The sequence below is a fragment of the Enterobacter cloacae complex sp. P29RS genome, from assembly GCF_014893445.1.
GTDB lineage: Bacteria > Pseudomonadota > Gammaproteobacteria > Enterobacterales > Enterobacteriaceae > Enterobacter > Enterobacter intestinihominis.
The window spans coordinates 73,406-94,517 of sequence record NZ_JADBPZ010000022.1; the positions used below are offsets into that span (position 1 = coordinate 73,406).

The 21,112-nt window shown below is 52.5% G+C and carries 31 protein-coding genes; all 31 read right to left on the reverse strand.

Going from position 1 to position 21,112, the window contains the following annotated elements; all coding sequences use genetic code 11:
• Positions 1-25 precede the first annotated feature (25 nt).
• Complete coding sequence (locus tag IM282_RS16725) at positions 26-2,092, reverse strand: phage tail tape measure protein (protein WP_080472040.1); 2,067 nt, start codon at positions 2,090-2,092, stop codon at positions 26-28.
• An 84-nt stretch (positions 2,093-2,176) separates the two neighbouring features.
• Complete coding sequence (locus IM282_RS16730) at positions 2,177-2,503, reverse strand: phage tail assembly protein (protein ID WP_045897190.1); 327 nt, start codon at positions 2,501-2,503, stop codon at positions 2,177-2,179.
• Positions 2,500-2,856 carry a phage tail tube protein gene (locus IM282_RS16735; protein WP_045897188.1) on the reverse strand — a complete coding sequence of 119 codons (357 nt, stop codon included), beginning with the start codon at positions 2,854-2,856 and terminating at the stop codon, positions 2,500-2,502. Before IM282_RS16735 ends, IM282_RS16730 begins: the two co-directional genes overlap by 4 nt.
• Positions 2,856-4,370 (reverse strand): phage tail sheath subtilisin-like domain-containing protein, encoded by a 1,515-nt coding sequence (locus IM282_RS16740; RefSeq protein ID WP_063863722.1) that lies wholly within the window; start codon positions 4,368-4,370, stop codon positions 2,856-2,858. Before IM282_RS16740 ends, IM282_RS16735 begins: the two co-directional genes overlap by 1 nt.
• Complete coding sequence (locus IM282_RS16745; protein WP_065186944.1) at positions 4,354-4,524, reverse strand: DUF2635 domain-containing protein; 171 nt, start codon at positions 4,522-4,524, stop codon at positions 4,354-4,356. The genes IM282_RS16740 and IM282_RS16745 overlap by 17 nt, the downstream gene beginning before the upstream one ends.
• Before the next feature lie 3 nt (positions 4,525-4,527).
• Positions 4,528-5,088, reverse strand: a complete 561-nt coding sequence (locus IM282_RS16750) for a hypothetical protein (RefSeq protein ID WP_063863721.1) — start codon at positions 5,086-5,088, stop codon at positions 4,528-4,530.
• Positions 5,085-5,597, reverse strand: coding sequence for a hypothetical protein (locus IM282_RS16755; RefSeq protein ID WP_045897181.1), 513 nt, complete (start codon positions 5,595-5,597; stop codon positions 5,085-5,087). The genes IM282_RS16750 and IM282_RS16755 overlap by 4 nt, the downstream gene beginning before the upstream one ends.
• The gene (locus IM282_RS16760) at positions 5,569-5,973 is read right to left on the reverse strand and encodes a phage head closure protein (protein WP_045897180.1); all 405 of its coding nucleotides are present in this window, start codon (positions 5,971-5,973) and stop codon (positions 5,569-5,571) included. The genes IM282_RS16755 and IM282_RS16760 overlap by 29 nt, the downstream gene beginning before the upstream one ends.
• Complete coding sequence (locus IM282_RS16765) at positions 5,970-6,293, reverse strand: head-tail connector protein (protein ID WP_063863720.1); 324 nt, start codon at positions 6,291-6,293, stop codon at positions 5,970-5,972. The genes IM282_RS16760 and IM282_RS16765 overlap by 4 nt, the downstream gene beginning before the upstream one ends.
• A 79-nt stretch (positions 6,294-6,372) precedes the next feature.
• Positions 6,373-7,602, reverse strand: coding sequence for a phage major capsid protein (locus IM282_RS16770; RefSeq protein ID WP_063863719.1), 1,230 nt, complete (start codon positions 7,600-7,602; stop codon positions 6,373-6,375).
• 9 nt (positions 7,603-7,611) lie between these two features.
• Entirely contained in the window at positions 7,612-8,214 is a 603-nt protein-coding gene (locus IM282_RS16775) for an HK97 family phage prohead protease (protein ID WP_045897174.1), read from the reverse strand.
• Entirely contained in the window at positions 8,207-9,424 is a 1,218-nt protein-coding gene (locus tag IM282_RS16780; protein ID WP_063863718.1) for a phage portal protein, read from the reverse strand. The genes IM282_RS16775 and IM282_RS16780 overlap by 8 nt, the downstream gene beginning before the upstream one ends.
• Positions 9,418-9,576, reverse strand: a complete 159-nt coding sequence (locus tag IM282_RS16785) for a hypothetical protein (protein ID WP_169810234.1) — start codon at positions 9,574-9,576, stop codon at positions 9,418-9,420. The genes IM282_RS16780 and IM282_RS16785 overlap by 7 nt, the downstream gene beginning before the upstream one ends.
• Positions 9,573-11,303: a terminase large subunit gene (locus IM282_RS16790; RefSeq protein ID WP_063863717.1), complete on the reverse strand. Its 1,731-nt coding sequence runs from the start codon at positions 11,301-11,303 to the stop codon at positions 9,573-9,575. The genes IM282_RS16785 and IM282_RS16790 overlap by 4 nt, the downstream gene beginning before the upstream one ends.
• Positions 11,303-11,740, reverse strand: a complete 438-nt coding sequence (locus tag IM282_RS16795; protein WP_063863716.1) for a phage terminase small subunit P27 family — start codon at positions 11,738-11,740, stop codon at positions 11,303-11,305. The genes IM282_RS16790 and IM282_RS16795 overlap by 1 nt, the downstream gene beginning before the upstream one ends.
• A 108-nt stretch (positions 11,741-11,848) precedes the next feature.
• Positions 11,849-12,217, reverse strand: a complete 369-nt coding sequence (locus IM282_RS16800) for an HNH endonuclease (protein ID WP_074170173.1) — start codon at positions 12,215-12,217, stop codon at positions 11,849-11,851.
• Positions 12,198-12,848 carry a methyltransferase domain-containing protein gene (locus IM282_RS16805; protein ID WP_063863714.1) on the reverse strand — a complete coding sequence of 217 codons (651 nt, stop codon included), beginning with the start codon at positions 12,846-12,848 and terminating at the stop codon, positions 12,198-12,200. The genes IM282_RS16800 and IM282_RS16805 overlap by 20 nt, the downstream gene beginning before the upstream one ends.
• Entirely contained in the window at positions 12,829-13,695 is an 867-nt protein-coding gene (locus IM282_RS16810; protein WP_080472039.1) for a hypothetical protein, read from the reverse strand. Before IM282_RS16810 ends, IM282_RS16805 begins: the two co-directional genes overlap by 20 nt.
• A gap of 7 nt (positions 13,696-13,702) precedes the next feature.
• On the reverse strand, positions 13,703-14,245 hold the full coding sequence (locus tag IM282_RS16815; RefSeq protein WP_063863712.1) for a hypothetical protein: 543 nt from the start codon (positions 14,243-14,245) through the stop codon (positions 13,703-13,705).
• A gap of 69 nt (positions 14,246-14,314) precedes the next feature.
• A complete protein-coding gene (locus IM282_RS16820; protein ID WP_063863711.1) occupies positions 14,315-14,728 on the reverse strand; it encodes a hypothetical protein in 414 nt (137 codons plus the stop codon).
• Between the two features lie 822 nt (positions 14,729-15,550).
• Positions 15,551-15,826 carry a hypothetical protein gene (locus IM282_RS16825; protein WP_063863746.1) on the reverse strand — a complete coding sequence of 92 codons (276 nt, stop codon included), beginning with the start codon at positions 15,824-15,826 and terminating at the stop codon, positions 15,551-15,553.
• Between the two features lie 7 nt (positions 15,827-15,833).
• Positions 15,834-16,463 carry a glycoside hydrolase family 19 protein gene (locus IM282_RS16830; protein WP_063863708.1) on the reverse strand — a complete coding sequence of 210 codons (630 nt, stop codon included), beginning with the start codon at positions 16,461-16,463 and terminating at the stop codon, positions 15,834-15,836.
• A complete protein-coding gene (locus IM282_RS16835) occupies positions 16,460-16,756 on the reverse strand; it encodes a phage holin family protein (RefSeq protein WP_045339443.1) in 297 nt (98 codons plus the stop codon). Before IM282_RS16835 ends, IM282_RS16830 begins: the two co-directional genes overlap by 4 nt.
• A complete protein-coding gene (locus IM282_RS16840; protein ID WP_063863707.1) occupies positions 16,753-17,157 on the reverse strand; it encodes a putative holin in 405 nt (134 codons plus the stop codon). The genes IM282_RS16835 and IM282_RS16840 overlap by 4 nt, the downstream gene beginning before the upstream one ends.
• A 177-nt stretch (positions 17,158-17,334) precedes the next feature.
• Entirely contained in the window at positions 17,335-17,745 is a 411-nt protein-coding gene (locus IM282_RS16845) for a type II toxin-antitoxin system HicB family antitoxin (protein WP_063863706.1), read from the reverse strand.
• A gap of 60 nt (positions 17,746-17,805) precedes the next feature.
• Entirely contained in the window at positions 17,806-17,979 is a 174-nt protein-coding gene (locus tag IM282_RS16850) for a type II toxin-antitoxin system HicA family toxin (RefSeq protein WP_074170172.1), read from the reverse strand.
• Between the two features lie 332 nt (positions 17,980-18,311).
• On the reverse strand, positions 18,312-18,917 hold the full coding sequence (locus tag IM282_RS16855) for a hypothetical protein (protein ID WP_063863705.1): 606 nt from the start codon (positions 18,915-18,917) through the stop codon (positions 18,312-18,314).
• Positions 18,914-19,270 (reverse strand): RusA family crossover junction endodeoxyribonuclease, encoded by a 357-nt coding sequence (locus tag IM282_RS16860; protein WP_063863704.1) that lies wholly within the window; start codon positions 19,268-19,270, stop codon positions 18,914-18,916. The genes IM282_RS16855 and IM282_RS16860 overlap by 4 nt, the downstream gene beginning before the upstream one ends.
• Entirely contained in the window at positions 19,263-19,559 is a 297-nt protein-coding gene (locus IM282_RS16865; RefSeq protein WP_063863703.1) for a Ref family recombination enhancement nuclease, read from the reverse strand. The genes IM282_RS16860 and IM282_RS16865 overlap by 8 nt, the downstream gene beginning before the upstream one ends.
• Before the next feature lie 144 nt (positions 19,560-19,703).
• Positions 19,704-19,922, reverse strand: coding sequence for a hypothetical protein (locus tag IM282_RS16870; protein WP_063863702.1), 219 nt, complete (start codon positions 19,920-19,922; stop codon positions 19,704-19,706).
• A 169-nt stretch (positions 19,923-20,091) separates the two neighbouring features.
• Complete coding sequence (locus IM282_RS16875) at positions 20,092-20,415, reverse strand: hypothetical protein (RefSeq protein WP_059513911.1); 324 nt, start codon at positions 20,413-20,415, stop codon at positions 20,092-20,094.
• Between the last annotated feature and the right edge of the window lie 697 nt (positions 20,416-21,112).

The following is a 21,112-nucleotide window of genomic DNA, read 5'->3' on the forward strand; positions in this document are numbered from 1 at the left end:
AAGGAAAAACCCGCATTAAGCGGGCTTATCGTGGTGTACGGAACGGGGAATACCCCACGTCGTGGGTAATATTCAGTTGGGGATCGCCTTTGTTTTGGCTCTCCTGAACGCGCATCCCCTGAGGTGCATTTTCAAAGGTTACTTTCAGCTCACTACGCTGCGCTGCTGGCGCTACAGCACGATCAAGCACTGGTTGCCTGTTATGCGGTAATGCGGGGGGGATTACTGGCACCACCGGCGGAACAGCGGTAATTGCTGGGTTACCGGCTGGTGCCGCGGGTAAATCCAGTTGCGGCGTCGGCTGGGTCATCTTCAGTTCGTCAAGATTAAGCGGCACCGCAGGCTGATACTCTGGCGCTCGTGATGGTTCAGGAAGTTGAAAATTCCCGGCAGTATCCTGCTTTACCATTTCACGGTTTTGCTGGTTGTTATACCAGCCACCTGAGTTCCAGCGGTTTTTCAGAGACTGCCAGAAAGAATCTGTCTGATCCGCTTTTTTAGTGGCGTCAGCGATCTCCTTCAACTGCTCAAACATATAGATAGCAACGGCAATCTGTATCGTTGCTACGCCCATGGTCGCAATTTTTCCCAGCACGCCGGAAAGCTGTGTCGCGAGCGCGAGCGCAGTTCTGAGTGATCCGATCGTCTTCAGGCTGAATGCGCCGGTCATGTATAAACCCACACCGCCCAACACCGTCTCCCAGCCGCCTATTGCCTGCGCCACATGATCAACTTCCTGCCATACAGCTTTGAACACCGGAGCAACGTCGTCCCAGTTCTGAACGATGAGCAGAGCACCCGCCGCCAGTGCCGCAATCGCAACTTTCGCTGGTGATAAATTGATTACGCTGTTCAGGATTTTTACTGCCCGGGACAGACTGCCAACTGATACACCGACCGCCAGCAGCGCAGCAGCGAATTTGGCCGCAGACTGTACCAGCGCCGGATTAGCCCGAACGAAAGCCCTCACCTCTTCCAGATACGGCATGATGGCTTTTGCACCCTCGTTCACAGCGGGCAGAAATGTGTCACCTAACGTCACTGAAATAGCATTAATGCTGTTTTTCAGCAGAACAAGCTGGTTTTCGGTGGTGGCCGCGCGGGAAGCGTATTCCTTCTGCATGGATCCGCCATACTCCTGGGCGTCTGCCACACGGTTAAAATTGGTGCGTAACAGATCCAGGTTGGTCAGTAGCGGTGCAATCGCACTGAGGGATTCCTTGCCAAACAGCGCATTCATAACGGCCGCTTGTTTAGCCTTCGGTACTTTCGCAAGAGAATCCAGCACCTTTAGCATCGCTCCGCGCGAATCCTTCTGCATATCTTCAGCCAGCTGCTTCGGATTCAGTTTCAGGAAAGCCAGAGCCTGCTTCTGTGCTTTGGTGGCCGAGTTACCTGCGGTAAGCGACAGCATGAAGTTTTTGATGCCCGTGGAGGCAATTTCCGACTCAACCCCCATCCCGGCGATAGTGGCACCCATTGCCGCAATTTCGCCGGATGCGACCCCGGCCACACTACCGAGAGGGCCGATCCTTGTTACGATCTCCGAGATTTTTTTCGCGTTGGCCGGACCCGTGTTTCCCAGATAGTTAATTTTATCGGCAAGAACGACCACATCATCTTGTGTCAGTTTAAATGCCGTTCGCCACTGGGCCATCATCTGGCCGGATTCTTCGGCAGTGGTGTCAAACGCAACACCCATTTTTACGGCGTCGTTGGCGAACTGCATCAGATCACTACGCGCGATCCCCGCCTGGCCGCCTGCGGCCACAATTTCCGCGATCCCCTCTGCTGCCATGGGTAACTGCGTGGACAGCGTCAGGATATCGTCGCTCATCTGGGCAAAGGCTTTTTTATCATCGAGACCGTCAACTACCTTGCGGATGTCGGCCATCTTCGATTCAAAACCCATCGCGGAATTTACGGGAAGCGCCAGCGCACCGAGAATGGCAGTCCCCGCTGCCGTCGCCCCCAGCGCCAGGCTCCCCATCTCCTTCTGAAACCCCTTCAGCTCGCGCTGCATCCCTTTCATCGGCCCGGTCAGCTGGTCAACGGCAGTAATGATTGCCTTTAACTGGAAACTGTCAGCCATGCTTTACTTCCTCGTTGATGCGGACGGCCTCCGCTTCCAGTTCAAGGAAGTCAGATATGGCCGCCCGCCGTAGCTCAAAGGGGTTTAATTTCCAGAACCAGGCGACGTTGTAGAGTCGTCGTCTGAGGTTTGTTCCGTCTCCGATTGGGTAAAAAAATTCAGGATGAGCATGCAGGCTTTAAAAATATCCAGCTTCGCCAGCTGCGCAGCAGATGAGCGGGGGATCCCCGCCAGCACCGGGATATACTTAAGCGCTACAGCACTATCCAGTTTCACCCCGCCGTCACCGGACACAGTGAACGGGAAACCGATCGCTTCAATTTCGTCGTACGACGGCTCGCGTAATTCCAGGACATGCAATTTTTCGTTATGCGCCATAATCGGCTTTTTCAGCGCCAGTTCTTTTGTCATTGGTAAAATCCTTCTTCACCGTGGAACTCCAGATCCACCGTGCCCTCTTCGGGGTTATGGTTCGCTTCGCCATGCAGCCAGGCATTCGACAGAACATATACCTGACCGTTCGCCAGCTCTGAGGTAATGGTCATGTTGTCGGAGCTGGTGATTTTGTTCACCGGGAAGTTTTTCGGCACCTTCGCCGTTACCTTCGTATAGGGTGCACGGTGCGTTTCTTTGTAATCGACATCACCGGCAAGGCCGATCACGTCATCCCGCACGCGTGTGTTCATCGGCACTTCAATGCCGCCGGTGATCGACAGCTGCTGCCCGTCGATCTTGAAATAAGTGGTACCCGCAATCTTGCCCATTATGCGGCCTCCTCGTTGTATTGCAGACGGAACTGATTAAGCACGGCGAACACGCGCAGCTGGTTGACATAATCCGGCGGGAAGAGCACATCCAGGCGGTTAGGATCTGACGTGTTGCGCTCGACTATCAGGTATTGCTGGAAGAGGTCGAAGTTTTCCACGATCCCCTCGCGCTCGAGCTGGCGGTACACCGCCCCCAGTTCGCCACGGATAACAGACGGCGTAACAATCGCCTGGCCTGGGCCAAAGCGGGTACCGTCGTTCGCCAGTTTGTGGCGGCCGTATTTGCTGGTGATCACCGATTTCAGGCGGCGCAAAACGTAAGCGCTGGTATGCAGCGTTTCACTGTCCAGATAGCTGTTATCCGCCACGCCGTAAGCGTTGGTCCTGTAGGTTGTGATATCGCGCTGAATGCGCAGAATACCGGATTCGGTATAGGCGGTTGCGATGCCATGCATCAGCAGGGATTGCTGCTCGGTGATGGTAAACCGCTTGCCAGTTGGAGCGGGAAGCGCACCAGTCAGTTCACCGGTTTGTGTAGGACGAGCCGGATCATTACGTAAAAATACGGCCTGGCGGCCCAGACGGTAAGCCACCAGCTCATCAACTGGCGTCTGTACATCCCGCTCATAACCCGCGATGGTGATATGCTGATAATTGAACGTATCACCAAAGTCAACCAGCTCGGACAGTGAGCCAGTTTTTGCGGTGTATACATGGCCGTAAAGCTGGCGAATGTAGCTCCAGCGACCGGAACTGTCGTTCATCTCTGTCGCCATCAGTTGCAGTGATGCGCTGTCGCTGAATGGCAGGCCGATATAATCGAACGGTTCATCCCCCATCGCGGCGATGGTCCCGGTTAAATCCGGGTCGCCCGCACCGCCACTCATACTGCCAACCTGCACACTCAGCCCCGCAGGAACTTCTTCACCGCTGGCTGTGCCGTAGTAATTCAGCGTTAACGGAATAGTGTTTCCGCTGGCGCCACTGTTCACTGCGGTGAGCTCAAGAGTTCCCTGGTCAGGTCCCGCTGACGTTACCCGGTATTGTGCGGTAACAGGAAGATCAGGATTACCGTTAATGGCTGCCAGAAGCGATTGTGCCGTATCTGCGCCGGTGTCGTTGGCCGCCACGGTGATCTGAACCCGGGTGGTACCGATATACAGATTCACCGCTCCGGCATCGGTCGCCGTGCCGGAAAAGGTGATCGTGCCGGTGGCGGCCTGCCCGTCATTCTGAACCGCGATAACCCATAATTCACCGAACGGGTCCACACGACGATATGCGTCAACCATGCGCGCGAGCTGGCTGCCGCGCCCGGCCATTTTTTTTGCCAGATCTTTGGACGGCATGATGACCAGTTGATTAACAGGCATATCAGCGTCGGGCAATGCCATGCCAATCAGCAGGGATGGCCCGCTGTCCTGCGCGGTGTTTGCAGCACTGTTATCCATTTCGGCATAAAACAGCGGTACCCGGTTATCTGCCGGGATGTAATTAAAGCTTACGGTCATCTTTAACCCCTTTTTGTTGAACTACTTCGATTTCACCGGCGGCTTTCCGGCGGAACCAGTATGCGGACGCTTCGACATTTCGCCCTTTTAAGGGCAATACATCGCCTCGGGCCGGATCCGGAACAGATCGCCCTTTTGCGGGTTTCACAAACATGATTTATTCCTGAAATGTAATTTCGGTGTGGTGCTCGATGTCGCCATCTGGCCCGGTACCGGGCTCGATAAAATCAACATCAATACTGAGCGTTTTAAGGTCGGGCAGGCCATCCAGATCATCATGCTGGCGGGTGTCTGTTTCGGTAATCTCATACTTCACCGTGAAATCGAACTGGTAATACAGTTCGTGGCGATTCAGATCGAGAAGCATCCCACCCGCATACTGAATTTCATGCGCCTGCGGGTCCGGCTCCCACCCCAGCAGCGCCTTCCAGATTTCCTGCCTGACGTCGTGAACTGCGTCGTAAGAAGCCCACTGACCTTTTTCATCCCGTTCGTTGCTGAGTACCACAATGACGGAGAAACCCTCCGTCAAATCCTGCCAGTAGTCGGTCTGCGATTTCTGCTCACCCGTGACGTCTTCAGCTGGCACAACATACGCGGCTGGTAGCCTGAGCTTTCCGGCCTCCGGAATCGCTTTAAACTGCGCGGCGCCACCCACACGGTTTTCAAACCGAGGGCAACGGCTGCGAAGTGCCGCAATAATCGGGGTTAATTTCATTTTTTCTTCCTTCGCTGAGGGCGGAGTGATTTTCGCAATTCGCGGGAGAGCACATAACGTGTCCAGCTACGGCGTTTATCCAGAACCTCAGTCATGTAGTTGTTACGTGGCGCCACACGCCAGCCGCTACCGCCTGATGCGCCGCGATGATGGCTTTTCTTACGCTTCGCCCCACGGCGAACACCGTAGAACAGAAAGGCGGGGTAAAAGGCACCATTGATATGCCGGTTGCCCTCTCCGTTTTTCTGGTTAGGCGCGATCTTCACCATGAGTCCCGGTCGTTTTTTTGACGCCCGGGGGACGTAGTAACCGATAGAACGCGCCAGCTGGCCGGTGCGGTACGAGGGGTTTTCGCCTGGCTTCGAGCGGCCACGTTTCATGACCAGTCGCCGCGCATCACGCATGTGAACCTGACCAATTTTGACGAACGCCCGCCGCATCCTCGCCCGGTTAAACACCAGTTCTTCCGGCTGTACGAAATCAACGTGTAAAAATGCTTTCTGCGGCATAGTCACTCCCGTTGTCGGTACCCACTTCTTCGCACTCAAGCAACAGGAAACGCCGTTTACTGTTCAGGTCCCGGACGCGTTTGACCCGATAAGAAATATCGTCGTGGAGCACTTCATGATCGGCGGTAATACCGCGGCGAAAACGGATGGTGAAATAGTGCGTCACCCTGTTTTCTACCTGCACAGAGCCCTGATATGCTGCCGCGCCGGGTTGCGCTTTTTTGGCCCACGTCCGGATCTGCTCCGGGTACGTCGGCGTTACGCCAAAGTCATCAGCCGGAACATCGACACGCCGCCGGATAACAATGCGCTGGTCGAGTTCGCCCGGGTCGGGCAAAAGGTATGTGGCGCTGGCCTGCGCCTGCCTGAGTTTCATAGCGGGATGTACCTGTATGGACCGACGAGCCAGTTAAAGCTCATCGGCAGTTCGACCTTCTCCACTTCGGTGACGGTTGAACGGTTCTCGTAGAAGTGCGTCACCAGAAGCAGCATCCCCATCCTGATATCATCCGAGAGAACAAGCCCCTCCGGATCGTCGGCTGGCACCCCCGCCTCCGCCGTATAAAGTCTCCGGTTCAGAAAATTTTCTGTCCTGGCCTGAACCGCCCGCCCCAGCAGCTCAAGAAATTTATCTTCATCGGCGTAATCCTCATCCAGCCTGAGCTGCGACTTGATCTCCTCAGGAGAAAGCAACATAGGATCCTCCTGCGCCCGCCGGATGGCGGGCACATAAAAACCGCTTAACGCGGCATGGTTTGTTCAGAGTTGAGCGGGATTAGCTGCTTGCCGAGCCTTTGCCCACCAGCGCTTTAATCGCAGAGGTATCTTCGAGAATACAGTCAAAGCGATGGAACGCCAGGAAGCCGGTCTGGTCGAATTCCGCGTAACGCTCCACCAGGCGCTTCAGGATCATGTAGCGAACACGGCGGATAATGAAGCGGGCGAAGTCGCCACAGAACATGAATTTTTTGCCCGCGCCAATATCATCGATCTCCTGATCAATAACATACGGAACATTCAGCACTGATGCTGGCGCCACGCCGACGATATCCGGCAGCCAGAGTGGACGGCCCTGACCGTCTTCCATCTCGCTGATGAGTTTCAGCGTATTGTCATTGAACGCCAGGCGGAACTTCGGCCCGCGGCGGTACGCAGGATCAATACTGTGTTTCAGCGCCAGAATTTCCTGCCATTTAACAGCTCCGGCGGCGGCCGTCTGCGTAGTGCCGGTTACGGATGCTTTCAGACCCTTCGGCTGTTTTGGCGTGCCGGTGCCGGTTCCCTGAATAAGATAACGCGCTTCACCGCGGCCAATACGCTCCGCAATACGGCGGGCGAGATAGGCTTCCATGTCGATCGCACTGTCCTGTAGCAGCTCGTTGGATACGCGTATAATTTTGGATGTCATTTTCAGCGCGCCCAGACTATCCATACCGAATTCGGTATCTTCTTCACCCGCTTCTTCGTTTTCGCCCAGCAGCACCCCCACTTCAGCGGTACCATCAGCAGTGGCCCATTCCATGGTGCGCCCATCGGATGTAGTGATGATCTGCGCAACGCTGGCGATACCGCCAAACGCTTTCATCTGCTCGACCACTTTCGCAAGGAAAGTATCAGGCACGGTATAACCACCCTTTTCATCCGGGGCCACCCCCTGCGCGCGCAGCTCACGTAAGGCTTTACGCTCTTCTGAACTCAACTCGCTCGCACCGTGACGCATCCATTTGTCAAAAATCTGGCCGCGCTTTTCATCCTGCTGCGGATTTTTATCCGGATCCAGATTATTGCGCTGCTCGTCCTCGTTTTCGTTAACGTAGGTCTGATCCTGGCGGCGCAGCTCTTCTTCACGGGCGATGCGCTCGTCAAGTGCTTCCAGCTCAGATTTTGCCTTGTTCCATTCGGTACGCTGCTCATCCGTCCATGGGTTATCGCCAATTTTTTCGTTCAGCGCGCGCATGTCGGTTGCGATGGTGTTACGTTTTTGTTTCAGTTCATGCAATTTCATGGTTTTTCCTTACGCGTTAAGAAGAGTCAGGACGCGTTCACGCGCCATTCTTTGGTTAATGGCATTCTGTAGCGCGCCACTGTCGCGCGCCTCCTGCCAGGCTTTCATGGAACGGACGGCGGAATCCGCCTCCTGATACGCCGGATATGTCACAGGACTGACATCCAGCAGACGGGAAAAACGGGTAATCTCACGAATCACCACACCATCCTCGTCCTGATACCATTCCTCTCCGTCGCGGGCGACGCGAAATGCAAAAGAGGACTGGTTGATATCCCCGCGCTGCATTGGTGCCAGCACCAGATCACGGATTGTCTGAGTTTCTGGCGCGGTGATGTCATACCGCAGGCCACGCTCATCAACGGTCAGTGCCAGCGTGCCCGCGCTTCTGCGACCCAGGATAAAATTAGGGTCATGGTTGAACAAAGCCCGCACATCGTCATTCAGCACATCATCAAACGCGCCGGGACGGATGATTTCGCGAAACGAACCGAAAATCAGTTCAGAACGGCTGTCAAAGACCGAACCATACCCGATGATCCGGCTGGGCTCACTGTCGTGCGTTTCTGCGCGCACCTCGCCGCTGTAACAGCGAATTTCACGTTCACTCATCTTGAGTGTTCTCCTGGATTGTGGTTTTGGCGGGCTGGGAGGCGTTAACGCTGACCAGCATTTCATCAAGGCCGTCTTTCGGATTCATGTCCTCAAACGCGCGTGCTTCGTTGCGGCTCATCCAGCCATCGGTGATAGCGAAGTGATAGAACTCAGCACGCTCTTTGGCAGTACCGCGCAATAAGCCCGCCAGGTTAAAGCGCACGTAATACCCGGCTTCCCGTTCGGCGCGGGTGAACAACCGACGGTTAAGCTCCTGCTCCCAGTTCGTCACCCACGGCATCATTGTGTAGCGAACAAACTGAATCGCCTGTTCGGAAATATTGGAGAAGGTGGCTTTTTCGAGGTCGTTGATCATGTGTGCTGGCACGTTGAAAATCCCGGCAATCATGGAACGGTTGAGCTTCATCATGTCGATAAGCTGGGCATCGACTGGGGAAACCGTCAGCGCTTTATAATCCAGTTCAGCCGGGAGCAACATTGTCCTGTTTTCCTGGCTGCGCAGCATCGCCGTGGCTTTTTGCCACATTTCCTTCAGCCTTTTCCAGGAGCCGTCATTCAGTTCTCCTTTTACTGAAACTATGCCCGCGGGTCTGGCGTTACCGCTGAAAAAACTTTCCGTGTATTTCTGCCCGCTCATACCCATACCGATGGTTTCGGCGTGCTGAAGAACCGGACTGAGCCCCATTTTCTGATCGTTACCCAGCGCCCTGACGTGGATCATGTCATCAGGATTAATGGCAAAGGAACCTTCTTCGTTATACACGCCGTAGGTATAACGCCCACCGGTGTTCAGCAGCGTTGTTTCCCACGGCATACAGGCTTCAAGGCCAGTGACTTCACCGGTTCGGCGGTGCCGGAGAACTCTGGTATATCCGTTACCCCAGCCCAGAATGTGACGTTGTTTGAGCTCGCGCCATTTATAGCTGGTCTGCCAGGAATTGGGTTCGTCATGAACCAGGTAAAAGGCAGGATGGTCGCGGGCAGTTTCAACCTTCTTCCCGGTTCGCCGCATGACGTGCAGGGGCATCTGCGCAACGTTGGACGAAATAACGTAGATACAGGCATAAACCGCCGCCAGTTTCATTGCCGTCCGGGGATTAACAATCACATCACCATTAAAGATCCCGTCGTTTTCGGCCGCTTCAACGGTGACCTGAACAGCTGGGTTTTCCAGCGAGTTGCTTCTGAAAATGGCATCAATCAGCATGTTTTTATTCTCCTGGCCGCCAGCAGTGCCCACAGCAGCAGGCCACTACCACCAGCCATGAGGGCAACCGCCGCGCCAAATTTGAGGTAAATACCTCCCACCAGCGCGCCGAAGCCTGCCAGCCCGGCCACATCGATAATTAGTGATTTCACAGGAATAACAGTTCCTCATCAGGATCGAGGTTAGAAAGGAAGTCTTTCGGCTCGTTCAGCATTGCGCGGCCAACACCCATCATCAGGCCAACTGCACCATCAATTTTGTTGCCAGCGCCTTCTTTCACCGGGCGAACAACATCGTCGCTACCAGGCAGGTACTTTCCAACCACGTTCGAAATACACCAGGTCATCAGGGGATTACCGTCATGGTGGAATCGGCCAGCAGCGATCGCAGCCTCAATCTCTCGCATCGGGTCGCTCATGTTTGTGTAGTTCTGGGTAATGGTGACGGGCTCCAGTCCTTCATCCTGCAACATGTGAGAAAGGCCGGTTGCGCCATAGGGGTCAATCGGACTCGCCGCTATTTTCACGGTTTCACGTAATTTCAGGATCGCTTCCAGGATAAGGCGGTAATCCACTTCTGCACCGTCTGACGGAACCAGCACACCCTGATTAACGAAGGACTGGTAACGGTCGGCGATTGTTTTCAGTGCAGGGTCTGTGGCGTAGACGGTGTCTTCCGGCACCCAGAACAGCGGTGAAACGCAGTAATAATGGCTCAGACCGTCTATTTCACGGCGAAACACCGGAACCACCGCGTTCAGGTCGAGTTTTGATGCCAGGTCTATGCCGAGATAACACTCTTCCCCCGCAAAATCGGACAGCCTGAGCGTCTTATCTGCCGCGGCCATCCACTTCTGGAGGTTGTAATAGGCTGCTTTAGAGCTCACCCATTTATTGAAATGTTTGGTGAGTATTTTGTTGGTCTGGCTTGGTGTGGACATCGCCAGCAGCTGTTTAGCCTTGAGGAATCCCTCTTTCACCGAAATGTTGTAATTCGGGTTGGCCTTTATCAGCGCTTCCGGCTGTGTCCAGTCGTCGTCATCATCCAGGGTATAGATGATCCCGAAAATTGCCTCGTTTTCACCACCTTCTCTGATGCGCTCCAGTATCTCGACCACCTGCGTGCGCTTCTCATAGCATGGTGAAGCAATATCAAAACCCGCAGTGGTGATGATCAGCGTGATGGGCTGTTCCCTTGCCCCCATCCCTGTAGTCATCGTGGTATAGAGCGCATCAGTATCGTGTTCGTGATACTCGTCGATAATGGCGCAGGAAGGTGAATCTCCGTCGCCGGGGTCACCGATAACTGGCGCGAACAGGGAGCCGTCCGGGCGCGTCATCTTCTTCGCCCAGGGCTTGATGCTGAACTTCTGGCGCAGTGCCGGAAGCTTTTTCACCATCGCCAGTGCAGGCGCAAAGACTTTCCAGGCCTGCTTCTCCGTCGTGGCGCCGCAGTAAACTTCCGCTGCGTACTCACCATCGGCACAAAACATGTAGTTACCAACGGCCGCCGCGATCGCTGATTTACCGTTCTTACGTGGCACCTCGATGTAAATCTCAGTGAACCGACGAAAGCCGGTATCCTTGTGAACCCAGCCAAACGGCACGCCAAGCGCAAATTTCTGCCATGGTTCAAACTCAATACGCAGTTTCCGGCGAGCCCACTCACCCGATGTGTGCGGCATTTTTTGAGAGAAACGAAGGAAGCGTTCGGCTTTATTTCTATCGAAGCGGTAAGGCCAGCGTGGATCTTTGGCGCGTTCCAGGTCGTCCAGATGTCGCTGACAGGCAAGAATGGTTAACCGGCAGGCCAGTATCTTCCCGTTCACGACGTCCCGCGCATACTGGTTCGCCGCATTGACGTTCGGATATGTAGCCATCAGTCAAACTCATCAAATTCATTCCCTTCATCGTCTGGATCATTTTTGCCGCTGGTCATTCTGATACGGCTAAGCGGGTCTAACCCAAGAAGTGAACCCAGACGGGCGAGCTGCGAAACGGAGTCATTGCGGACATTGACCGCAGGGTGTTTTTTCTCTCCCCCCATTTCACTTGATACTGTCAGACCATCTTTTGCGATGACTTTTTCGGCCTCAACCATCAGGTGAAACGCATTGCAGTACGCCAGGAGGAGTGGCGCATCTTCCAGATCAAAAACACCACGCTCTATTAAAATTTTGCTTTGCGTTTTCCAGATGCGGATCGCTATATCGCTCATTAACTCTTCCGGCGGCGCAATCCTGGTCACTTTGCTTTTCATGCCTGAGGGCAAATTACGCTTACGGCCACCACCGGAAGATCGCACAGCAGTACCCATTAAAACCTCCAATCCAATAGGCGAAACCTTCCGGAAAAAAATTCCTTATTTTGGGCGCGTAAAAATTTGATGAGGCGGGCAGTCCGGAAGGGCATAGGCAGGAGAGATTTACCCTCCCCCCTGCCCGCCTGAGAGCCGTTCTCGCGCCGTCTTTGCGCTGTGGCATGGAGTGCACAGGCTTTCAAGGTTGGCATCACTGTCGTCGCCTCCGTGCGCCAGCGCCCGCACATGGTCAACACAGGTTGCTTCGGTTATTGCGTCACGACGCAAGCACTCCTGACATAACCCCTTGTCTCTCTTGAGAATGCGGATGCGGGTTTTATCCCAGGATGCACCATAGCCGCGCTGTTTACGTGACTGACCAGGTTTGTACCGCCGCCAGCCCTCGCCCCTGTGCTCATCACAGTATCCGCTGCGGTCTGTGGTGGTCTGCCTGCAACCCCGTTTACGACACGCTTTAGGCGTTCTTGGTGGCATGTCGCATCCTCCGGAATGCATAGCTGCTGATGCCATCGCGCCCCAACATGCTCTCAATGGTGTTGTGTTCAGCACAGACAAAACCCTGCGCGCCAAACCAGCGCCGGATACCTTCGTCGGTGAAATACCAGATGTGCTCGTCCTTGCGGTAATGCCGTGACGTCAGGATATGTTCTGCGCTTTTGAAGACAGGCAGAGACACAAACACCCACTCACCGGCTCGCGCGACAGCTGCTTCTGGATCGTCGATGTGCTCCAGCGAATCCCAGAAGGTCAGCGCCGGGAAATCACCGTCGGGGAAATAAGAGTCGTAAAGGTTCGCCCAGCGGCCACCAGCTTTAAGCCAGGCAATACCCTCAGGATTAACGTCATAGCCCCATGTTTCAGGCCGAGTCTCCACGAACTGCCCGGACCCGATCCCCACGTCAAGCACCCTGCCCCGATGGTGGCGGGCAACCAGCTGGATACGCGCCGCATTCAGCTGCATCCCCATGGTGGTCTGCGCCATCTGGCGATACTTCGCGAAATAGCTGGCATCGTATGGCCGTTCAGGTGGTACTGGGTAACGCCCTATTCCCAGTTCAGGTAGCCAGACAAGGCCGTTTTGCATTTCATGTGAGAACAATGTCATGTAACCAGCCTTTGAATATTTCCTGGAAGCCAGTGATATGTTTGCTGCAATCGTGTTCCATGCTGGCGCACATGCAGTAATTATCTGGTTGAGCCCAGCCGACGCGGGAAAGATCCATTTCTGGATCGGTAACGATATGCGGGGCATTGTGGGCACCGCATCCGCCCTGAATGATGAAAACAGGCGTTTTGTAGCAGATAGCCGCTGGCAGCGCCCAGCCAACCCCGGAAACCACGACGGCGGCATGTTCCACCAGCGCCAGCATTTCAGTCAGTGAGAGCTCGCCTTTGTGAAGACAGAGATCGGCCTCCGGCGGTTCGCCCACCAGCCACTCTTCACCCTCTTCAAGATCAGCAAGACTCACCACGTAAAAATGCTTTCGCAGTTCTCGCGCCGCTTCTGCCAGATATTTCGGGTCGGGGTTACGCGCCGGGTTTGCCCACTCTTTGCGGACGGTCGCTGGACGGATGACAGCTACCGGCTTAGCAGGCTGTACCGGTGACTCGCCGAATGACGGCAGATCAAACACGCTCGCCATTTTGCCGAACTGCCAGGTCATGGCGTCGATGATGGAGCCCTTGCTCAGTTCATCGGGGCCATAAAAAATGGTCAGAATCTCTGACGGCCGCGATGGTTCCAGCACAAATTCCACATCCGTTTGCTCTTCGTTTTTTCGCTGCGTCCTGAGCGCCGTGTTTGAGCGAACGAAATTCACATCGAGATCGGTGTAAAGTTCCGGCCAGGGTGTACGCAGAAATGCACCGGGGAACTGGCGTACAAAGGCGCGCTGGTAAATAGAGTCACCAAGCCCGTACATCCCGCGGATGCAGACCTTTCGTCTTTTCATAAATTTCCTACAAAGAAAGAGCAGTCTCGAGGGACTGTCGCGGGAAGCAGGTAAGCCGCGTGAAGCGGGAGCAGTTAATTATCTCGACATCACCAGCAACAGCACGGAGGCGGGAAAATTCATCCTGCCAGCGCGCTACGCTGAATTTGTCCGGGTTTGACAGCAGAGCGTGGTTGCCGTGCCAGTGGGTTCCGTTCCGTATAGAGCAGTCATAGCCCAGCAACAGAACGCGGCTGGCACCAAGGTGGAGCGCCAGCTCAATCGCTCGCTGACCAGAATTAAACGAACCGGGGATTGCAGACTGTAGCCAGTTAATACCGAAACGGCTGGCCGTAAACTCATCACCGCACCAACGGGCCGCTTCGGATGTTATGCCTGAGCCGTATTCTTCCCACCAGCAGCAGTCTGCTGCGTAAATATATTGGCATGCCGGAACAGCGCTCCAGGAGGAATTAACCGCGATAACGGGCATACCGGAATCACTGGCACGTACACAATCATCAAGTATCAGTGATGGTCCACTGGCAATACAGATGAAGGTTTTGGTCATGATATAGCAGCATAAAAAAACCGCCATAGATGAGGCGGTTTAGTATATCAAGAATGTCTAAGATGGGTGTTAGCTGATATTGCCCATAATGTGGCCTTCGACCTCTTCGATTTTAACTCTCAACATAGCATTGTTTAGAGTCGCCATTACTCCACCATCATTTCGAATTTTGACATTCTCAAGATGTAGAAAATTATTAGGGTATTCGAATCCAGGTTCATCACTGGTATATTGCTTGGCACCCTTATTTTCAAAATACTGTGCGAGCGCAACCCCTGTCTCTCCAATAGATTTCAGATTATCACCAACGAATTGATAATATTTCTTACCCGCAATAAGCGAGCCAGTTATCAGATTCCCTTTTACAAAAAGGGTAATGCCAATCCCACAACCCGTTCGGTTTACAATGGAATTAAGAAACAGCAAGTCTTCATCTTGGGCTTTCAGAGCCAGCACCTGATTCAACTCAACTTCATTGCTCATTGGGTATCCTCCTAAATTGACCAATGTAATAGATTACCCTTTTAGCGGATTTATGAATAGCAGTCTCTTTTTCTATCCACCAGAGGATCTGTTTTACTGATCAGCTGGTGGTGATCACCATTATCAACTCCACCAGCAGGTGAGCTTTGTAATGGCTAACAGTCGGCATCTGAACGCGCCACAGCCCGACAACTCCACATACAAGCTTTCTGAATTTTGGTGCGAGTGATAGACAGACTACGCATTACATCATCAATCTCTCATGCCTGCTCAGTACCAAGCATCTCTGGAACATTACGGACAGGCAGCATTTCGCTACTTTCGGTACGGTGTTAACCGACACCTCGCGCATCTGATTATTGTCAAATTAGAGAAGAGTATCTATCGCGCGTTGAATGTCTCTACCAATTACATCACGATCCGAAACAAAAAAGCATTCTTCCATTATGTCCCTGCCAGGATACATATGAGACTGTATGGGGAGGTCCACTTGAGTTTGATCTGGATACACCAGCGGCAACGAATCAAGATGCTCACCTACTTCGACAAGATAGGGAGCATTGCCATTAAAAAAAACGATAAGCTTTCTCATAAAAAATCACCCCGTTTATTTAGATGGCCTGACATTATCACAGGCACTCAGTGAATGCCTGCTGTAATGCCTATCTTTTTGGGAGGGTGACGACGTTTGGTTGCTGGCAGTTCGCCTGCCACGCTTTGTTATGCGCCAGGATGTCGCGCTTCGTCTGCTTATCCAGTACATCCCAGTCTTGGTCCGTTCCGTAGATGGGTTTAACCCAGTCGCAAGCAGTGTCCACTACCTCAACCCTTACGGGTCCAGTTGTCCCGCAACTCGCGATCAACATCGCCGCCAGGCATATGGTTAACAGTCTGATGTACATTGCTGGCCTCTTTCGTTGCTTCTACCCGGCGTTCGGCTACCGTGACCGTTGCCGCGGCGTTATCTTCGGTGCGCTGCTGGTCGGCTTTCGCTTTCGCTTCCGCTTTGCTGGTGCCGCGAATATGGCCTAGGCCAAAAGCGCCGGCGATAGCGGAAATAACCAACGCGGCCAGCCCGATTATCGTTTTGATACCCACATTCACCTCACACCAGAACGGATTTAGCCAGGTTATACAGCGCGCGGCGTTTATCCAGCCCGTTTCTGCCGCCATTGATAAGAAGCGTCACGCGTTCCACGTCGCCGGAATGAAGCAGGCAACCGCGGGATGCATAGAACCATGCGGCTGAGCGCGCGGCGTATTCATCTTGTTCAAGCAGCTCCGGGTGGGTAACAAGGTCCAGTTTCAACGCGTGGCCACAACTGCGATAGTTACTCAGGCCGGTAACCTGTTTCAGCCCTCGACCGCGATATTTCCATCCATCACCGGCAACCTGATTGCCAAGGTGTTCTTTTCCCCACTCTCCACCGTATACCAGATTGGCGATCGCTTTCTGGTTTGCCGGTTGCGTTGCTGTTCTGCCAAGTGCGGCGGCCTGCTGTTGAGTGATGCGGTGGCTTCCGAACGTCGGTACTAAGTTTTCAGCCGCGTAATTCAGGTTCTCCACCAGCCGGGTGAATCTGGTGCTTTCATGCCCCATCTGGGCAATAAACATGGCCTGATCTAGCGGTGCGGTGATGCCGTATTCCCTCATAGCAGCGTCGATATGCGGAAACCAGCGCGCAGCTAACTCGGCGCTTATGCCTGCCGCCTTCTGAAATTGTGTTTGGTTCACGTTGTGCTCTCTCCAGTAATGCGAGCGATATTGCCGCCCGCACGCCAGACAGCAACGCAGACAACAACATTGATGAGGATTTCACCGTAATCGACCTGAACGTAGTCACCATGCCAGATTCGAAAGGCTGTATAGGCTGGTGCCAGAATGAGGGCGTAAGCGAGGAGCTCCATTAGCCGCCGACGCCGCATACCCCGTTTCCTGAAGAACATCAGACGTATCGGGATCATGATGCAGGCCACTGCGTTAAGGTGAAGCAGCAGCCATGGTAAGTTCTGCATTAGCCACGTCATTCTTCCCCCTTCAGACCGGGTAAGTTTCCGGTCCGTGAGCGCTTGAGCACCCTGAGCAGGACAGTCACTGAAACAGTGGATGCCGCCAGCGCGCCAATCGCAGGTGAAACTTTTATGCTGACAGGCGGGCTAAGCTGATTCAGTCCGGCGTTGATAAGGGCGGCGATAATCTCTGAAGCAGTACCGGCACAGTAAACGCCACCGATGAAAGAAATCAGCGCAAAAATAATCTGCTTCCAGATTTTATGGTCCTCAGAATTGAGGATGTACAGCGCCGTCCCAGCGAGTGAGCAAACCATTACAGCAGGTGTGGCTTCTGGAAACAGCGTGGCGAAAGTAATTCCGGTAGTACCGGCGGCCACGCCAGCCGTTACCGTTGCAGATATGGGTTCTGCGGACATTTAGCCCCCTCTTCTTGCTGTGTGTCCTCTCAGAGCGAGGGGAAAAAAAAGGCCGCCCACAGGCAGCCTTGATGTTTTGGTTTTATAAAACAAATAGCCCACATGAGACATCATGTGGGCATAGTTACTTACCTATTTAATCCATATGTAGGTAGATTTATTCTATATGTAAGATTTCTAGACATATTTTAACTCCATTCTATGACCTAATGAGTTTATAGCCTTTTGTATTGTATCAATTTTTGTTGAATGTCTAAGGTCAAACAACCTAGTAACTTCCTGTTTTTTCACATTCATCCTAGCAGCCAAATCAGTCTGGCTTATTCTTGATTCAAGAAAGGCGTTAAGCAAAATCACTTTAGCTTCAACACTTAAAGGTAAATCTACATAGTCTCCTGTCGATATACTCGGCTCCGGAATTTTATCTCCATCTTCGAAGTAAAATTCTAAAGCTGTCACCAAAGCATCGCGTGCGTTTTCAAGCGCTTCGTCTTTGGTAGTTCCCTGCGTAAGAGCTTCAGGTATATCCGGGAATTCTACAAAGAATCCACCTTCTTCAGCTTTACTTAGGTTTACAGGATATCGCATATCATCTCAGCTCTACGTCGCGTTTCCGGTGAAACTCCGGCCCCTGAGGGGCCAGGTTTCTTAAAGCCCTAGTTGTTTGAGAATTGCCTTGCGAAGCAATTCGTTGAGTTCAGAGCCGGGATGACGTGGCAAAGTGCTACGCTTCCCGTTAAGTCTCAACTTAAGGTGCTTAGCACCGTCAGTAATCTCGACCCCCTGGGACTCCAACCAGCGCCGGAATTCGCGCTGTTTCACTGGTCCTCCTAATCGGTTAGTTAATCAATGATCAAGAGAGTAAACAAAAATGATTACCTTGTCAACAAAAATGCTTACTTGGTGTCAGGGGCTGGATATTGTACGCGACGATATGACAGGGGTACTGGTGCAATGCACCTTCGCGAATACCCCTGTCGTATCGCCGGATAACAAAAAACCCCGGCAGGCGGGGTTTAAAGTTTTTTCAAATTGTCGCTTTACATCGCTGCCATCGTGGCGCAGCTCTGCCAAGCATGAATGGATTATCTGATTTTCTGGCCCGTTTTCAATACCTCATCACACAAACAGCACTTTTTGCTAAATCACGATTTTCATGAATTTTCTTTCAGGGCATTCCGCGCTGACAAAAAAACCTTTGCCCTGAATATTTCCAGGCACCAGCGCACCCGCTTTCTGGCCTCTGATTCAGTCAGCCATGGCGCGAGATTCTGAAGATCCCTGGTTATATCAGAGATTTTTTTTCGGGTGGTGTAATACTGGTTCCCGACAATGTAAACCGGATCCTTCATATCGAACGCCTGAAGCACAGCTCTTTCCACAAACTCGGCGTCATCGCTATTCATCGCCTCGGCAATTACACTGACAGGCGGTTCGGGCCACAGGATCGAACGAGCACGTCTCAACGCCTGCTCACCACGGAACCCTTCTTCCCTTGCCTGGTTCAACGCTGCGGTAAAACGCTCGAGCGCTTTATCAGACCAGTTCTTTCCCCTGAGGACATTCCAGCACGAATGCCCGCAAGGTTTTGCCGGGGCCGTGCCTCCGCGAACATTTTCGCCCCAGATCGTAAGGAGAGATTTAATCCACCCAGACTGAACATCTGTAAGCAAAATGCTTTTCCCCAGCCAGCTCTTGCGTGGTGCCATTGCGGTTTTACCCAGCCCTTCTAAATACTGGCGTTTCTGGCGTGGCGTCATTTCATGTCCTCGATAATTATCATGCCGGTTTCGCCCCATACTTTTGATGTCCGGGCGTCCCAAATATGGGAGTCATCCTCGAACAGTGCGTCCAGAAGCGATTTTGTGAGATTGTCCAGATCTGGCTTTACCTGGTGCGGCTGCCCGTCCATAGCTGCGCGTTTTGTCTTGCTCCAGCTCTTAGGCATCGGTAAAACAAAAGTGATATGGGCACCGTTATCCGGCACCTGAATGTCATGCAGGCGGGCCTCGTCACAAAACATGCGATATCGCATCACTGACGGCCGCTGTTTCCATTTATCACGGCGTGTCATGCGGGGTTTTCCAACAGGGGTGATGATGTATTTAGGCATGGGCTTCCTCGCCCAACAGATAGAGCACCTGCACCAGAAGCTCAGCTTCAGTGCCGTACTTTATTTCCCAGGCGCGGCGGCCAGCATGAATCGCCACACCGTAACCGCCATTGCGATGGTGTGTATGGCAAAGGGGAATTGATTTCCGATGATCAGCACGTTGGCTTGTGCCCTGCCCTGTCCGGATATGGTGGATTTCCGCAGGCGTTTCGCCAAGGTTCAGATTCTTACAAACGATGCAGCCGAGCTCGGCCACACGCGCAAGATGGATGCGGTCTGCTTTTTTCATGCCGGACCACCAGCATAAGCAGAAACACCGCTCACGAAAGGGCGATGTGAGTGTTTTAGAGTAATGCTCTGCGCCATTATGATTCCTCAGGTTGGCGCAGTAATCAGCGGGTGTTCAGCCCGTTTGATTATTATAAATCAACACTTACAGCTTGAGAACCTTATGTGCATCTGGCAGTAAATTTAAATTTATTATCCTATCTTTATCACCCAGAACCTGGGCTGATATTTTATTATCTTCCCGATGAATCATTGTGCGCATAGCTTTGCTGGTCACAACGTAATCTGTTATTTCCCCTTCGGAAAGGCATAAAATAAGCATTCCGTCTTTAGTGAGACCGGCTGCAAATTCATTCAATTTCATAAGCACATCCCTAAAAATAGGTTTCCCCTTGCGGAGGCGGCCTTTTCTCCCTGCACGCTGAACGTAACTTAAGCAGTCCCTCTACTGAAGGTCTAATAGGTTAGAAAGATCAATTAACCGTAATTGGCCTGTCTAACCGATCGGCTCTAATGCACAGGATTCATGGAGCTTATATCACCGGCAAGTGGTCATTATCGGCTACACGGTTCAGGAAGAACGTCACTACCCCAAGCACATTCGCGTCATCCAGTGAATCGCCTTCGATGGCCTCCCCATCCTGTGTGATGAGTGCTTTTCCCTGAACAGAAGCGAAGTCCCAACTTCCGCAGAAAGAGATCAAAACCGTGTCACCCGCCTTCGGCCTTTTGGCAACATTTATAATTGCGTATCCAGCTGAAGTTTCGATAGTCCGGCAATTACCGTCGTAGCCGCAAAGCCTGCCGACGGTGAGCGTTGATTCTGCATAGTCTTTTGCTGGTGATGGAAAACCCATGATAACCACCCCTGTCGATTTACTGTATATTTATACAGTAACCCGCATAAAAGGAATGATCAACCTGTTAAAGGCACAAAATGCCAATTCTAATGAACGCAGAAATAGCCTAACCAAAGCAATATAATAACCAGGATCAATGAGTTAGGTCAGAGTGCAATGTGAACATGATTGATAGCTATGTGCAGAGAGTGGCAAGAGTGCTTCTTTGAGATACGCCGAAGAAAGTAAAAGAGGAACAGGTAAACAAAGAAGCCCCTAAGCAATAGCAAAGGGGCCTTTGACGTACTTGATATATTGATATCGGATAATCCAATCGGAAAAACCGCTGATTATCATTTGATTAGGAGCAAGCTGTATACGCTCGCGCTTAAACAATCTTTATGTTCAACAGGTTAAGGTTCTAACGTCGTCAGGCATCATAACGGAGGATGTGACTACCTTAAAGCTGCCGATAAGTACTACCGCCTTACAAGCATGCGCATAGTTCGAAAGAAAGTCAATACCCCACTAAAAAAAAATCAACTTTACTATTGTAACGCATTGAAAAGGCACTATATCAAGTTTAAACTCCGAAGCGTAACAACATGTAATCAAAACGTTTATTTTCATGATCGTCGTTTTTTACGTATTACATATTTCCCACAGCATAAAAGAAGGAAATTTTCATGGACTTGATAAAGATACAGATTAACAA